Below are 14196 nucleotides of genomic sequence, written 5' to 3'. Positions count from 1 at the left end.
ACGACTTACCTACCCATGTCAACTACCCTTTTGAACAATCTTCCAAAACAGCATTCACAATTTCAGCGGCCTGAACAAAATCAAACTCTTCGATCGCCCTCTTTAAGGCAGATGCTTTGTCAGGAAAAGCTCGTTCAATAGACGAAGCCAATTCAAAATATGATTCTTCTGCATCAAGATCATCTGCCACCAATTGTTTCTGCAACAGAATCAGCCGATCCTGAAAATCATCGGGTAAGACAGAATTATTTTTTACCAGATCAACCATGCGCCCCAGAGCTAACCTGATTGCGTTACATACTTTGGATAACTCCTCGTCTAGGTCACCAACCCCGGCAGCTTCAGGGTTAATTTCCACATCTAGATTCTGACCAATCCATCGCTCAGTTTTTTCGGCCAACTCACTCAGCCGGCCAAATCCGATCATCCCGCTCACACCTTTCAATGTGTGCGCTCGTCGCTTGGCATCCACATTCTGTTTTGCTTTCAGCTCCGATCTCAGACTGGCAGCATCTCCCCCGTGATCCTCTGCAAAAGACCGGAGTAAATGATTTAATTTTTCAACATTATTTCTGACAGACCGTAGTCCATCTTCAACACGTAAATTTTTAATTGCCTTTATCTTTGTCAGAATATCTATTTCACGCAAAGAGAAGGATTCATCTCTATGGATAGTCACGTCACCTTTGACTGCGGCCGGCAACCATTTGGCGAGAACCTGGCTTAACTGCTGAGGGTCAACAGGTTTCGGTACATAGTCATCCATTCCTACACTCAATGCAGCAGCGCGATCTTCCGCAAAAGCATTAGCAGTCATTGCAATGATCGGTATTTTCTTACAGACATCTATGTCTCGGATATGTCGCGTCGCCTCCAAACCATCCATTTTAGGCATTTGAATATCCATCAGAATCAGGTCATGATTACCTGTTGCGGCAAGCGCAATAGCCTGCTCCCCATCTTCTGCCAGGTCAACCAGAAAACCCATATCCTTCAATAGTTCCATCGCGACTTCCTGATTCATCAGATTGTCTTCAACAAGCAGCAGATGATGCCCTGGGACAAACGCCAGCAATTCATTTTTTTTCTCTGGCACGACAGCCATCCGATTTTCGCCAGAAACTCTGGCAATGGTGTCGGCCAGCATGGTCGGTAACACAGGCTTAGGGATAAATGCAGAAAATAGCTGGCTCTCCTTTTCATCACGAGGACAGCCGCTGCTGCCACTGACCAAAATGCATACTGGCTGTATTCTGAGCGGAAGCTGCCGCAGCCGCTCGCAAGTTTCCGTCCCGGTAAATTCGGGCATTTGCCAGTCAGTGAAAATCATCTGATAGGAGTCACCCATCGCATCTGCCTGTGCAGCCAGCTCCAGAGCATCTGCTCCTGAAGTCGCCGTACTGACTCGCGCGCCCAGCGCTCTCAGCATATCGGCAAGAGTTTCTCTCGCATCCTCCATATCATCAATCACCAGAATCCGGGTGCGGGGCTGCAATAATTGCGCTCCTAGCCCGGTAAGCTCTTTGCCTTCACCAAATGGTGCTTCAAACCAGAACGTACTGCCTTTACCGTACTCACTACTGACACCAACCCGCCCACCCATTAACTCAGCAAATTTCCGACAGATCGCCAGTCCCAGGCCGGTTCCGCCATATGTTCTGGTTGTTGAAGCATCCGCTTGTTGAAAAGCAGCGAATAATTTTGACTGCTGATCAACGGTCAGACCGATTCCCGTATCCTTAACCTCAAATCGTAACCACCTCCGTTCTGCGTCCTGCCGGGTCATTATGACGCGCAAAATGATGCTGCCCTTTTCTGTAAATTTAACTGCATTGCTGGCAAAATTAAGCAATATCTGCCCGAGACGAACGCTGTCTCCATATAAAGCTGTTGGTACGTTATTGATTTCAGCAATCATCTCGAGCCCTTTTTCCTCCGCCTTATCAGCAATCAGGGCAAAAACATTGGAGACCACCCGTTCCAATTGAAAATCAGTCGGATCGAGCGTCATTCTTCCGGCTTCAATTTTTGAAAAATCAAGAATATCGTTAATCACGGACAGTAACCTTTGCAGATGGCCATCAGGAACTGATCGTTTCCATTCAGACCCGGATTTATGATGCAGAAGGCAAGTTGTTGGGAGTTTTGGGGGTAGGGCGAGATATCACTGCGCTGGAAATGGCGCAACAGGCATTGCGCGAGCGAGAGCAGCAATATGCTGCCATTGTGAGTCAAAGGCGGTATCAATGCACTGACCGCCAGTCTCGCGTTGGAACACGCTGCAGATGGTATCCGCGTTAATGCAGTAGCGACCGGCGGCACAGAAGCGCCACCGCGTAAAGTTCCCCGCAATACACAGCCGCTCAGCGCGCAGGAAGAAATCTGGTATCAGGGCATTGTCGATCAGACGATTGCCTCCAGCCTGATGCACCGCTATGGCACGATTGATGAACAGGTCAACGCTATCTTGTTTCTGGCGTCGGACGAATCCTCATACATCACCGGCTCCGTGCTGCCGATCGGTGGTGGCGATCAGGGATAATCCTGCGGTATCGGGACAACACAGGCAAGCCACCATGATCAATACACCGCACTCCCTGCTGAAAGACTGGTCATTCTCAGCGACAGTAGCCGGTTTTCTGGCAGTGCTGATTTCTTATTCCGGGCCACTGGTTATTTTTTTTCAGGCTGCACATTCGGCACACGCCACACCGGAAATGACCGCCTCCTGGGTTTGGGCGATTTCAGCGGGAGCGGGCATTTCCGGCATCATCCTCAGCTGGTATCTGAAAACGCCGGTCATCACGGCCTGGTCAGCGCCGGGCACGGCACTGCTGGTCAGCCTGTTTCCGGCGATGCCGCTGAGTCAGGCGGTCGCAGCCTATATCACGTCCGCTATCATGATTCTGCTCATCGGCCTGTCCGGCTATTTCGATAAGCTGATCCGGCAGATTCCCAAAGGGATTGCCGCTGGCATGATGGCAGGTATTCTGTTTCAGTTCGGCGTCAACAGTTTCAAATCCGTCACTGCCACCCCCGTGCTGGCAACCGGCATGATCCTTACCTATCTGGTCGGTAAAAAACTGCTGCCACGCTATACGATTATTATTGTCCTGCTGGCTGGCGCATTGCTGGCATGGATGACGCAGCTCGCTGATCTCCGTACAGTGCACGTCACGTTGTCGGCTCCGGTCTGGATCACGCCGGAATGGACCTGGCAGTCCACGCTGAGTTTTGCAGTGCCACTGATTCTGGTCAGCCTGAGCGGACAATTTCTGCCTGGCATGGCTATTCTGCGCCTGTCGGGTTATCAGACTCCGGCCAGACCTATCCTCATCATCACGAGCCTGCTGTCTGTCATCGTCGCTTTTTTCGGCGGCGTCACGATCGTCATTGCCGCCATCACGGCAGCGCTGTGTACCGGCAAGGATGCCCATGAACATGCCGGTAAACGTTATATCGCCGGAATTGCCAACGGTATTTTTTATCTGATAGGTGGCGCACTGGCGGCAACGATTGTGGCTTTATTCACCAGCCTGCCAAAAGAGTTTGTGGCCGTACTTGCCGGACTGGCGCTACTAGGGGCGATCAGCGCCAATATCATGGGGGTGATTCAGGATGAAGAGCATCGGGAAGCCTCAATGATCACCTTTCTGGCGACAGCATCCGGCATGACCTTATTTGGTCTCGGCTCGGCATTCTGGGGGATCGTGATCGGCATTGCCGCTTATCTGATCCTGCACCACAAAGCGGCTGCACACTAGATCATCCGTATTCGGCCGCGACGGATGAACGGATGTTTCGTATTTTTTGAATCACTGAGTAACAAACACAGTAACAAACACAGGTAAAGATATGATTGATAAAACCAGTATCACTATGCAGGACGTGATCGGAAAAATTCACGACGGTGCCACGGTCATGATCGGTGGTTTCGGCACCGCTGGGCAACCGGCAGAATTAATTGATGCCCTGATTGCGCACGGCGCCGGTGACTTAACGATCGTCAACAATAACGCCGGCAATGGCGATCTCGGTCTGGCGGCATTGCTGAAAGCTGGCCGCGTGAGAAAAATTATCTGCTCATTTCCCCGTCAATCGGATTCCTACGAATTCGACAAGCTCTACCATGCAAAAAAAATCGAGCTGGAGCTGGTACCGCAAGGTAATCTGGCAGCCCGTATTCAGGCTGCCGGTTCTGGTCTTGGCGCGATTTTCACGCCCACCGGCTACGGCACACTGCTGGCAGAAGGCAAGGAAACCCGCAATATCAACGGCAAGGATTATGTGCTCGAATACCCGATCCATGCAGACTTTGCACTGATTAAGGCACAACAGGCCGACCGCTGGGGCAATCTGGTTTATCGCAAGAGCGCCCGTAACTTCGGCCCCATCATGGCGACCGCCGCTGCCTGCACCATTGCGCAGGTCAAAGAAATTGTGCCGCTGGGCGCGCTGGACCCGGAAAACATCATCACACCGGGTATTTTCGTCCAACATGTTATCGCCGTCTGAGCAAGGAGAACCGCATGAGCTACCAACGTTATACCCGCGATCAGATTGCACAGCGCGTTGCCCGTGACATTCCCGAAGGTTCCTATGTCAATCTGGGAATCGGTTTGCCGACCCGGATTGCCAATTATCTTGACCCCGACAAAGATATTTTCCTGCACAGCGAAAATGGCGTTCTGGGCATGGGCCCGGCCCCGGCTCCGCAAGACCGTGATCCGGAACTGATCAATGCCGGAAAAGAGTTTGTCACGCTGCTGACCGGAGGCTGTTTCTTCCATCACGGCGACTCATTCACGATGATGCGTGGCGGACATATTGACATCTGCGTGCTGGGCGCATTTCAGGTTGCCGCGAACGGCGATCTGGCCAACTGGCATACCGGTGAGGCCGATGCCATTCCGGCAGTCGGCGGTGCAATGGATCTGGCAATTGGTGCGAAAAAGGTGTTCGTCACGATGGAACACCTGACCAAATCCGGAGAGTCAAAAATTGTCGATCGCTGCAGTTATCCGCTGACAGGTATCGGCTGCGTTGACCGGATTTACACTGACCTGGCTGTCATTGATGTCATACCGCAAGGATTGATTGTACGTGAAATCGTGCCCGGACTGAGTTTTGAAGAACTGCAAACCCTGACTGCCGCTCCCTTGCTGCAGAATCAGGCACAATAAAGCACCATGCGACTGGTATCCATCAGGTAATGCAGGGATATCAGCGGGCGAATGACAAATGGTAAATGACACCCGGCATACGACATGAATAATGGAGGAGACACAATGAATCAGGCGTTTATATGCGATGCAATCCGCACCCCTTTTGGCCGTTATGGCGGTACGCTGTCGGGCGTCAGAACCGATGATCTGGCCGCCTTGCCGATCAAGGCGCTGATGGCGCGCAATCCATCTCTGGACTGGTCGAAAATCGACGATGTGATCTACGGCTGCGCCAATCAGGCAGGTGAAGACAACCGCAATGTGGCCCGGATGGCGAGCCTGCTGGCAGGTCTGCCGGTAGCCGTTCCGGGCAGCACGGTTAACCGGCTCTGCGGTTCCAGTCTGGATGCCATCGGCATCGCGGCCAATGCCTTAAAAAGTGGCTCCTGCGATCTGATGATTGCTGGCGGCGTCGAGAGCATGTCACGTGCGCCATTCGTGATGGGAAAAGCAGACAGCGCCTTTTCTCGCAATGCCAGAATTGAAGATACGACGATAGGTTGGCGTTTCATCAATCCGCTCATGAAAGCGCAGTATGGTGTCGACTCGATGCCGGAAACCGCAGAAAATGTTGCTGCCGATTTTTCCGTCTCACGCGAAGACCAGGACCGCTTTGCACTGCACAGCCAGATTCGCACAGCGCTAGCACAACAAAACGGCATTTTTAATGATGAAATCGTTCCGGTCACACTGCCGCAGCGCAAAGGAGATCCACTGATTTTCAGCCAGGATGAACATCCGCGTGCCACAACGCTCGAAGCGCTGGCAAAACTCAAGGGCGTCGTCCGGCCAGACGGTACCGTGACGGCGGGCAATGCATCGGGAGTGAATGACGGCGCCTGCGCTTTGCTGTTGGCATCCGGGCAGGCGCTGACAGAACACGGACTAACCCCGAGAGCAAGAATTATTGCCGTTGCTGCAGCCGGAGTAGCTCCCCGCATCATGGGATTCGGACCCGCACCGGCAATCCGCAAAGTGCTGGCCAAAGCCAACCTGTCACTGAGCCAGATGGATGTCATCGAACTCAACGAAGCCTTTGCCGCGCAAGCACTCGCCGTTACCCGCGATCTGGGTTTGCCGGACGATGCGGCGCACGTGAATCCGAATGGCGGTGCGATCGCTTTAGGGCATCCGCTCGGTGCATCGGGAGCACGGCTGGTGACCACCGCTATGTATCAGCTGCAACGCACTCAGGGACGTTATGCCCTCTGCAGCATGTGCATCGGCGTCGGCCAGGGAATCGCCATGATCATCGAACGCGTCTGAATTCATTGACTGGAAAAGCCATGCCCATCGCCCACATCCATCACACCGATATCTTCTACCTCACAGAGGGAAATCCCGCACACCCCGCGATCCTTTTTTCCAACTCGCTCGGCACTGACCATCGTATGTGGCAGGCGCAGGCTAAACACTTACGCGAACGGTTTTATGTTATCCGTTACGATACGCGCGGCCACGGCGACTCTGCGTCTCCAGCTGGTCCTTATTCGTTGCAGCAACTGGCTGAAGACGCGTTAGGGTTACTTGATTTTCTCGGTATAGCAACAGCGCATTTCTGCGGATTATCTATGGGTGGCGTGACTGGACAATGGCTGGGAATACATGCAGCAGGACGCATCAACAAACTGATTCTCGCCAACACCGCAGCCAAAGTCGGGGACAGCATTGCCTGGCAACAGCGGGCTGATATGGTACGCACCAATGGGCTTGGCAGCATTGCAGACTCTGCCGCCAGCCGCTGGTTTACGCCAGACTTCGCCCGCAGAATGCCGGACCAGATTTCTGTTCTGACAGAACATTTGCGGCAAGAAAATCCATCAGGTTATGCCGCCTGCTGCGAAGCGCTTGCCGGCGCGGATCTGCGGCAGCAGATTCAGGCTATTACGCCTCAGACACTGATCATCGCCGGCAACGCAGATCCGGTCACGACCGTGGCAGATGCCGTTTTCATGCAACAGCAGATTCCTGATGCCCGGATTGCCGTGCTGGAGGCATCGCATATCTCCAACATCGAAGCAGAGAGCGCATTCAACCAGGCATTACTGGCTTTTCTGAGCGACTGAACACACCCGCAACCGATTGATTCCCCCGTTTTACCCAACCCGCTGTCATCACAACGGTTGGTCTGCTGCACCCTTTTTTACAAAAATAACCCCTGAGGAGACTTAATTCATGAAACAGATTGACGTTCACCAGCTAATTGACGAGGCGCGCTTTAATCGCTTCCACTGGATGCTGCTGTTCTGGTGTGCACTGGTGATTATTTTTGATGGTTATGACCTTGTGATTTATGGCGTGGTACTGCCAAAACTGATGACAGAATGGGCGCTCACACCGTTACAGGCGGGCGCCTTGGGCAGCTATGCCTTATTCGGCATGATGTTTGGGGCCATGTTTTTCGGCCCTTTATCCGACAAAATCGGACGTAAAAAGGTTATTGCAATTTGCGTTACTTTGTTCAGCGCATTCACTTTCATTAACGGTTTCGTCAGCAATATGACTGAATTCGGTATCTGCCGTTTTATTGCAGGTTTGGGTATTGGCGGTGTGATGCCGAATGTGGTGGCACTGATGACGGAATACTCTCCTAAAAAAATCCGCAGTCTGCTGGTCACGATAATGTTCAGTGGCTATTCGGTCGGCGGCATGTTATCCGCCGGGCTGGGTATCTGGCTGATTCCGGCTTACGGTTGGTCTGCAGTATTTTTTGTCGCCATTATCCCTTTGTTGCTGTTGCCGCTGATTCTGTATTTTCTGCCAGAATCTCCTGCCTTTTTACTGCACTCAAAAAATTACGGGCAAATGGGACGGATACTGCATCAGCTGAAGCCCGGTTTTCATCCGGCACAGGATGCCGAGTATCACTATGCGACCGGTAAAACAGTGAATCAGGCACCACTGATCGCGCTGTTCAGAAATAATCGTCTGCTGACCACACTGATGTTCTGGATTGCGTTTTTCATGTGTCTGCTGATGGTCTACGCATTGGGCTCATGGTTGCCGAAACTGATGAATAAAGCCGGCTATCCACTAGGTTCCAGCCTGATGTTCCTGATGGTGTTAAATATCGGTGCAATTTTCGGTGCAATCGGCGGCGGATGACTGGCAGACCAGTTTCATCCGCGCCGTATCCTGACGATTTTCTTTATTATTGCCGCCGGTTCGATCAGCCTGCTGGGTATCAGGAGCAATACGCTGATACTGAATATGCTGGTAGCCCTGGCCGGTGCGACAACAATCGGCACACAGATTCTGCTGTATGCCTATGTCGCGCAGTATTATCCGCTGAGCATACGTTCCACCGGCATCGGTTGGGCTTCGGGTATCGGGCGTAGCGGCGCAATTCTCGGGCCGATTCTGGGTGGTACTTTGCTGAGTATGAATCTGCCCCTGGAATTTAATTTTTATGCCTTTGCCATTCCTGGTGCGATTGCCTGTGTCGCCATTTCCCTGGCCGGCAGACAAACCCAGACCCTGAGCAGCTAAACAGATTTTTCCTATAAAAATGCCGGTTCTCAAAACCGGCATTTTTTTATTTGGCAGATGATCGCTCATCAGTTACGCAGTCGCAGGCTGACTCACAGGCTCGCTAATTGCAGGGAGATAGGCCTCACAAAATTCCTGAGGCATACGCCGTACTTTTCCGGTACTGATTTCAATGCAGACCAGTTGCCAGCATCCGCGCAGTATAGTCGCCTGATCCCGGTCACGGATCAGCTGGAAACGTCGCTCCATGGTCAGCTTGCCGTCAGTCGCCACCAGCCAGGTGGCCAGTGTCAGTGGTTCACCGAGCAAAGATGGCAAAATATAATCATATTTCCCGTGCCGGATCGCCATTGCGCGGTCCAGCCGGTGATAGTCTGCCAGACGCATTCCCAGTTTTTCTGAATGCGCCCATGCCACCTGTTCGCACCAGCGGACATAGACGGCATTATTGGTGTGATGCAGACCATCAATGTCATCCACCTGCGGCGATACGGACAAGGTAAAAGCTTGTAAATAATCCCAAACCATAACGCGAATTTTTCCTATAATGTTCAACGAGGCGGAATGCATAGTGAAGCTGGCGCATTATTCCATAGATTCAGGATACCGCCCTCCCTACTACACAGCATGGCATTACACACAGGAGTCACCATGAATATCAGCTCAGTATCCGGCGGATCAGGAAATAGCACCAGCCAGGTAACGCAAAACACAGCGGAAACAGCGGAAGTCAAAAAAACCGGTCGCGATAAGGACAATAATCAGGATGATTCCGGTCTCAGCGCAGCACAAACTGTTCAGCAAACTCAGTCGACGCCGGGCTTGAATACCAGCGGTCAGGTTGTTGGCCAGCTGATTAACACCCAGGCCTGATGAGGCCTCAGACCGGTACGCCGAGAATCACGCTGGACGCTTTGAAAACGCCGGTGACCCGGCTGCCGGTATGCAGCGCCAGTGCCTGTGCACTTTCATTGGTAATCATCGCTGCCAGCACGCCGCCTCCCGGTAAGGTGATGGTCATTTCAGTATTGACTGCACCAGCCTGAATCCGGGCGATTTCTCCTTGCAGTTGATTGCGGGCTGACAAACGGATTCCGGCATCATTTGCCATGACGATCACTGATGATGCCTTGATCAGCGCGAAAGCCTCGACACCAGGCGCCAGTCCCAGTTCTTCGGTACTGTCGTGCGTGATGATGGCGATGATTTGCTGACCACCCGTAATGTCCAACACAATTTCATCATTGACCGCCCCCTGTTTAATCCGGGCGACAGTCCCGAGATACTGGTTACGCGCGCTGGTTCTCATACCGATTTTTTTCATGAGTAAAAAATCATCCGCCATGCCGGTCGCCTGCTGATCCAGATGCCGGATAAACTGACGATGTTCAGTCTCGATCACCCGGAAATTCTCCAGCAATTGCCGGCCGCGTTGGGTCAGATGTGTGCCGCCACCACCTTTGCCGCCCGTCAACCGCTCAACGAGCGGCTCTCCGGCCAGATTATTCATGGTATCAATCGCATCCCAGGCGGCTTTGTAACTCATTTTCATCATTTTTGCCGCTTGTGTGATGGAACCGCATTCTGCGATATAAGCCAGCAGTGCCATCCGACCTTTACCGCCGAGATTTTCACCATTGACCGTCATCCATACTGATCCATGCAGGGAGATTGTCTGTTCTTTTTGGTCCATGAAATTATTTGCTGTTGATAAATACCGTGATCACTGCGGAAAGCAAATGGAATAGTCCGGACACCGCCGGCATTGGGGAGCTTGTAAATTTTTTTGTCCCAGATGATGCCCGAGTTCCTGATAAATCCATTTCTTCCATTTCAAATGATAAATATTCCGTTCTGCCAGCGGTGCAAAATAGTCCTGCAATAAACGCGATACCTCATCCCGTCCCTGCAATCCCAAATCTTGCCAGAGATGGCGCCTACCCTGACAGGCGATAGCGAGCGCACGCGCCAGCCAGTCGGCCTGTTGCTTGTCGGCAGTGGCAGAGCGATGCGTCATCAGCATATTTCGTAAAGGGTAAAAATCAGCAGGTACCGATTGCAGCAATCCCAGATACTGTGCTTCCGGTAGTGGTGTCAGCGCCCCCAGTTCAGGAAAGCGTTGCGCCAGCATTTGTCTGTATGCGGTCTGGGTCAGGCCGAGTGTCCAGGCAAATAAAGGCAGCTCACCTTCCTGCGCATGCCTGAGCACGCCAATGATTGCGCGGTCCAGCAAATCTTCTGGACTGGATCTGGCCGCCTGCTCTGCCATGTGGTGTAAATCAAAAGTATCCATCTTTTATCTTTTCACAGTACTCCTACTTAATACGGCACTGACCAGCAGGTGTTTGCATCAATCAGCCATTCATCGAATTCACGCCAACACGACAATTGCAGATGGATGCACCAGCCTTTTCACGGCCAGTGTTGCGCCTGCCGCAGTAATTGCCCATGACGTAACTGCAGGACTTCCTCACCAAACACGTCGGCATCCCGCTGATCATGGGTAATCAGTACCATAGGCACCTGTAGCGACTGCTGCAAAGCATCCAGCTCGCAGCGCATGGCAATCCGCAAGACCGGGTCAAGTGCGGCAAAAGGTTCATCCAGCAGCAATGCTGCCGGTTTGGAAATCAGTGCACGCGCCAGCGCTGTACGCTGCTTCTGCCCACCGGACAATTCGTGCGGAAACTGATGCGCGACGGCATGCAGGCTGAACAGATCGAGCCAGTAACCAACTTGCGGATCACTGTTTTTCCGGTCAGGATTACGCCAGCCACGACGCAGCCCAAACTCAATATTCTGACGGACATTCAGATGGGGAAATAAAGCGTAGTCCTGAAACACGTAAGCAAGATGCCGCATTTGCGGTGCAAGATTGATCTCTGTGGCGGCATCAAACAAGGTGCGGCCGCCGATCTGTATATGTCCCTGATCCGGACGGATCAGGCCAGCCATCGCCTGAAGTGTCAGGCTTTTACCGGCACCGGATTCTCCCAGAATCACCAGCCGCTGAGAGTCCGACTGCCATTGAATATCCAGCACAAACTGACGCTGTGCAGATCTGAACGTTTTATAAATCCGAAAATCGAATTGCATGATAAGTCATCCAACAGCGAACTTCAGGTCCTGACCCGGTGCGCCACCCGCCCCGGCGCCAGATAACCTGCCAGCCATAAAACGGCAATACACACTACCGACGTCATGAGCACCAGCATATTTGCCACATCATCTTGTCCGGCCTGCACTGCCTCATAAACGGCAATCGATAAAGTCTGGGTCTTACCGGGAATGCTGCCCGCCACCATCAAGGTGGCGCCGAACTCGCCGAGTGCGCGGGCAAATGCCAGTAATACGCCAGCCATAATTCCGCGCCATGCCAACGGCAAGCTAACCCGGAAGAAAATCGACGCCTCAGAAACACCCAGCACCCGTGCCGCCTGCTCCAACTGCCCGTCAACGGCCTCAAATGCCGCCCTGGCCGGCTTAAACACCAGTGGAAACGCCACGATCGCCGCAGCAATCACCGCCCCCTGCCAGGTGAAAATCAGACTGATTCCAAACTGACTCTGCAACCATCCCCCCAACCAGCTGCGCCGTCCCATCAACACCAACAGGTAATAACCCAATACGGTCGGCGGCATTACCATCGGCAACGTCAGCAAGGTATCGAGTAAATTTCTGCCCCAGAATTGTTTCCGTGCCAGAACATACCCAACCAGAATTCCCAGCAACAAATTCAGCGTCGTGGCACAACCCGCCACTTTCAGCGATAACAGCAATGCACTCCATGCCAGCTCCATACTTCAGACTGTCCTTATGGTTTCAGAAAGCCGTATTTACCAAGAATAGCCTGACTCTGCGGCTGCAAAACAAACTGGATAAACCGCTTCGCTTCCTCCCGATGGGCGGCGTCTCTGATCGTTGCGATCGGATACGTAATCGGTATCGAAACCGGTACGTCAAAAGCCACTCTCACTTTATCCTTCATGCTCACGGCATCCGTTGCATAAACAAAGCCGGCATCGACCTCACCGCGCGCCACATAGTCGAGTGATTGCCGGACATTTTGAGTGCTGATCTCCTTGCTTTCGAGTCCGGGCCACAATCTGGCGGACTCCAGTGCCCGCATGGTGTAGCGTCCGACAGGCACGCTCACCGGATTACCAATTGCAATCCGGTGAACTGAAGCTGCACTCAGATCCTCCAGACGATGCACATGCAGCCTGCTGTCAGCCGGCACCACCACCACCAGCGAATTCCGGACAAAATCATACCGTTCCGCAGCCACAACCAAGCCTTGCTTTTGCGCAGAATCCATCGTCTCCTGATCCGCCGAAGCCAGCACATCCACTGGCGCGCCTTTGGCAATCTGCTGTAGTAAAGCGCCAGATGCTCCGAAGTTAAAAGAAACCTTCGCATCCGGATATTGCACCTGATAACTCTGCGCAATTTCCTTGAACGCATTCGTCAGACTCGCCGCCGCCGATACCGTCAACTCCCCCGCCAGCGCAGCACCATGTAACACCAAACCATAAACTGCCAGTAAGCAATGTCCAATACCATTTTTTCGCATACATTCTCCCGTCCATCACACATTTCGTAATGTACACTGATATATAGCGCCTTATCAGCAATACTGACTGAAAAGATGTACTGAATATGGAATGTTTGAGTTAGGTCACGACAAACGAAGATTTCCTCCGCTTGTCATATTGGACAGAATGACTAGGGTAGATTCTTTAGGTCGATATTGCCGGGTAAAACCGGACTATTCGAACGAGGTCTCGACATTATGGAAGCGGCAAGCGTGACTGGTCACAAGACACACAAAAGTTACCGACGTCAAGAATATTAATTTTGAAACGTTTCAGAATGAATTTTGAAACGATTGCTTGAAAATGCGCAGAACAAAATAGAACAAACCAAGAGGCAAAAAGAGGTAATTGGAGATAAAGAAAACTTAAAAGGATGATTTTTTCACACCTTTTTATTTTGTGTTTTCTTCGAAAAATTTCCCCTGATTGAAAAACAAAAAAACCTGGAAAGCCTTGATTTCATTAGCTTTTCAGGGTTTTTGATATTCTAAAGTAGTGCTTGGTGCCCGAGGCCGGAATCGAACCGGCACGCCCCTTTTACGGAAAGCGGCGGATTTTAAGTCCGATGTGTCTACCTATTTCACCACTCGGGCCCAACTGCACCGGGAATGATATTCCCGATTCTGGAAAAAAAGCGCCCGAAAGCGCTTTACAAATACTGGAGGCGGGGGTCGGGATCGAACCGGCGTCTACGGCTTTGCAGGCCGCTGCATAACCACTTTGCTACCCCGCCAGGGATACTGACTTAACATTTCAGTCAGACACCTAACTCAACAAAAAAGGGAAGCTTTGCTCCCCCTTTATAACCTGGAGCGGGAAAAGAGTCTCGAACTCTCGACCTCAACCTTGGCAAGGTTGCGCTCTACCAACTGAGCTATTCCCGCATT

General features: G+C 52.2%; 15 protein-coding genes, 3 tRNA genes and 1 pseudogene. 9 read left to right on the top strand and 10 right to left on the bottom strand.

From position 1 onward, the window contains the following. Nucleotides 1–22: 22 nt before the first annotated feature. Nucleotides 23–2056, bottom strand: coding sequence for a hybrid sensor histidine kinase/response regulator (locus HV832_RS15670; protein WP_176804787.1), 2034 nt, complete (start codon nt 2054–2056; stop codon nt 23–25). A gap of 177 nt (nt 2057–2233) precedes the next feature. Here HV832_RS15670 and HV832_RS15665 point away from each other — a divergent pair. The 8 genes and pseudogenes from HV832_RS15665 to HV832_RS17405 all read left to right on the top strand — a co-directional run. After that, nucleotides 2234–2542 (top strand): annotated as a pseudogene (locus tag HV832_RS15665) (SDR family oxidoreductase); the annotation flags it as partial. Nucleotides 2543–2576: 34 nt separating this feature from the next. Further along, nucleotides 2577–3764: a benzoate/H(+) symporter BenE family transporter gene (locus HV832_RS15660; protein ID WP_176804786.1), complete on the top strand. Its 1188-nt coding sequence runs from the start codon at nt 2577–2579 to the stop codon at nt 3762–3764. Between the two features lie 91 nt (nt 3765–3855). Further along, nucleotides 3856–4515 carry a 3-oxoacid CoA-transferase subunit A gene (locus HV832_RS15655; RefSeq protein WP_176804785.1) on the top strand — a complete coding sequence of 220 codons (660 nt, stop codon included), beginning with the start codon at nt 3856–3858 and terminating at the stop codon, nt 4513–4515. A gap of 14 nt (nt 4516–4529) precedes the next feature. Then, nucleotides 4530–5183 carry a 3-oxoacid CoA-transferase subunit B gene (locus HV832_RS15650; RefSeq protein ID WP_176804784.1) on the top strand — a complete coding sequence of 218 codons (654 nt, stop codon included), beginning with the start codon at nt 4530–4532 and terminating at the stop codon, nt 5181–5183. A 105-nt stretch (nt 5184–5288) separates the two neighbouring features. Continuing rightward, a complete protein-coding gene (pcaF, locus tag HV832_RS15645) occupies nt 5289–6491 on the top strand; it encodes a 3-oxoadipyl-CoA thiolase (RefSeq protein ID WP_176804783.1) in 1203 nt (400 codons plus the stop codon). A gap of 20 nt (nt 6492–6511) precedes the next feature. Then, nucleotides 6512–7291, top strand: a complete 780-nt coding sequence (gene pcaD, locus HV832_RS15640) for a 3-oxoadipate enol-lactonase (RefSeq protein ID WP_176804782.1) — start codon at nt 6512–6514, stop codon at nt 7289–7291. Nucleotides 7292–7400: 109 nt separating this feature from the next. Continuing rightward, complete coding sequence (locus HV832_RS15635) at nt 7401–8330, top strand: MFS transporter (RefSeq protein WP_223827329.1); 930 nt, start codon at nt 7401–7403, stop codon at nt 8328–8330. Then, nucleotides 8331–8714, top strand: a complete 384-nt coding sequence (locus HV832_RS17405; RefSeq protein ID WP_223827332.1) for an MFS transporter — start codon at nt 8331–8333, stop codon at nt 8712–8714. A 72-nt stretch (nt 8715–8786) separates the two neighbouring features. On the opposite strand, the gene HV832_RS15630 is transcribed toward HV832_RS17405, so the two are convergent. Beyond that, nucleotides 8787–9242 (bottom strand): acyl-CoA thioesterase, encoded by a 456-nt coding sequence (locus HV832_RS15630; protein WP_176804781.1) that lies wholly within the window; start codon nt 9240–9242, stop codon nt 8787–8789. Nucleotides 9243–9365: 123 nt separating this feature from the next. On the opposite strand from HV832_RS15630, the gene HV832_RS15625 reads away from it, so the two are divergent. Continuing rightward, the gene (locus HV832_RS15625; protein WP_176804780.1) at nt 9366–9587 is read left to right on the top strand and encodes a hypothetical protein; all 222 of its coding nucleotides are present in this window, start codon (nt 9366–9368) and stop codon (nt 9585–9587) included. Between the two features lie 7 nt (nt 9588–9594). On the opposite strand, the gene HV832_RS15620 is transcribed toward HV832_RS15625, so the two are convergent. The 8 genes from HV832_RS15620 to HV832_RS15585 all read right to left on the bottom strand — a co-directional run bounded on the left by HV832_RS15620 (nt 9595) and on the right by HV832_RS15585 (nt 14193). Next, on the bottom strand, nt 9595–10407 hold the full coding sequence (locus HV832_RS15620; protein WP_176804779.1) for a TOBE domain-containing protein: 813 nt from the start codon (nt 10405–10407) through the stop codon (nt 9595–9597). Between the two features lie 30 nt (nt 10408–10437). After that, the gene (locus tag HV832_RS15615; RefSeq protein WP_176804778.1) at nt 10438–11007 is read right to left on the bottom strand and encodes a nitrogen fixation protein NifQ; all 570 of its coding nucleotides are present in this window, start codon (nt 11005–11007) and stop codon (nt 10438–10440) included. 119 nt (nt 11008–11126) lie between these two features. Further along, nucleotides 11127–11810 (bottom strand): ABC transporter ATP-binding protein, encoded by a 684-nt coding sequence (locus HV832_RS15610; RefSeq protein ID WP_176804777.1) that lies wholly within the window; start codon nt 11808–11810, stop codon nt 11127–11129. Between the two features lie 23 nt (nt 11811–11833). Next, nucleotides 11834–12514: a molybdate ABC transporter permease subunit gene (gene modB / locus HV832_RS15605; RefSeq protein WP_176804776.1), complete on the bottom strand. Its 681-nt coding sequence runs from the start codon at nt 12512–12514 to the stop codon at nt 11834–11836. 14 nt (nt 12515–12528) lie between these two features. Then, the gene (modA, locus tag HV832_RS15600) at nt 12529–13287 is read right to left on the bottom strand and encodes a molybdate ABC transporter substrate-binding protein (RefSeq protein ID WP_176804775.1); all 759 of its coding nucleotides are present in this window, start codon (nt 13285–13287) and stop codon (nt 12529–12531) included. Between the two features lie 522 nt (nt 13288–13809). Then, nucleotides 13810–13902 (bottom strand) — tRNA-Leu (locus tag HV832_RS15595). Nucleotides 13903–13968: 66 nt separating this feature from the next. After that, nucleotides 13969–14042, bottom strand: a tRNA-Cys gene (locus tag HV832_RS15590). Nucleotides 14043–14117: 75 nt separating this feature from the next. Then, nucleotides 14118–14193, bottom strand: a tRNA-Gly gene (locus HV832_RS15585). Nucleotides 14194–14196 lie beyond the last annotated feature (3 nt).

Origin of the sequence: Cognatundibacterium oligocarboniphilum, assembly GCF_013377855.1 — a bacterium.
Classification (GTDB): domain Bacteria; phylum Pseudomonadota; class Gammaproteobacteria; order Burkholderiales; family Burkholderiaceae_D; genus Undibacterium; species Undibacterium oligocarboniphilum.
The sequence above is the reverse complement of the archived record's forward strand: the minus strand, read 5'-3'. Positions and strand labels throughout refer to the sequence as shown.

Bases quoted from the DNA above. Each gene is read 5' to 3' on its own strand.
- HV832_RS15660 (WP_176804786.1), top strand. From the start codon at position 2,577: ATGATCAATACACCGCACTCCCTGCTGAAAGACTGGTCATTCTCAGCG.
- HV832_RS15635 (WP_223827329.1), top strand. From the start codon at position 7,401: ATGAAACAGATTGACGTTCACCAGCTAATTGACGAGGCGCGCTTTAAT.
- pcaD (WP_176804782.1), top strand. From the start codon at position 6,512: ATGCCCATCGCCCACATCCATCACACCGATATCTTCTACCTCACAGAG.
- HV832_RS15620 (WP_176804779.1), bottom strand. From the start codon at position 10,407: ATGGACCAAAAAGAACAGACAATCTCCCTGCATGGATCAGTATGGATG.
- pcaF (WP_176804783.1), top strand. From the start codon at position 5,289: ATGAATCAGGCGTTTATATGCGATGCAATCCGCACCCCTTTTGGCCGT.
- HV832_RS15650 (WP_176804784.1), top strand. From the start codon at position 4,530: ATGAGCTACCAACGTTATACCCGCGATCAGATTGCACAGCGCGTTGCC.
- HV832_RS15615 (WP_176804778.1), bottom strand. From the start codon at position 11,007: ATGGATACTTTTGATTTACACCACATGGCAGAGCAGGCGGCCAGATCC.
- HV832_RS15625 (WP_176804780.1), top strand. From the start codon at position 9,366: ATGAATATCAGCTCAGTATCCGGCGGATCAGGAAATAGCACCAGCCAG.
- HV832_RS15630 (WP_176804781.1), bottom strand. From the start codon at position 9,242: ATGGTTTGGGATTATTTACAAGCTTTTACCTTGTCCGTATCGCCGCAG.
- HV832_RS15655 (WP_176804785.1), top strand. From the start codon at position 3,856: ATGATTGATAAAACCAGTATCACTATGCAGGACGTGATCGGAAAAATT.
- modB (WP_176804776.1), bottom strand. From the start codon at position 12,514: ATGGAGCTGGCATGGAGTGCATTGCTGTTATCGCTGAAAGTGGCGGGT.
- HV832_RS15610 (WP_176804777.1), bottom strand. From the start codon at position 11,810: ATGCAATTCGATTTTCGGATTTATAAAACGTTCAGATCTGCACAGCGT.
- modA (WP_176804775.1), bottom strand. From the start codon at position 13,287: ATGCGAAAAAATGGTATTGGACATTGCTTACTGGCAGTTTATGGTTTG.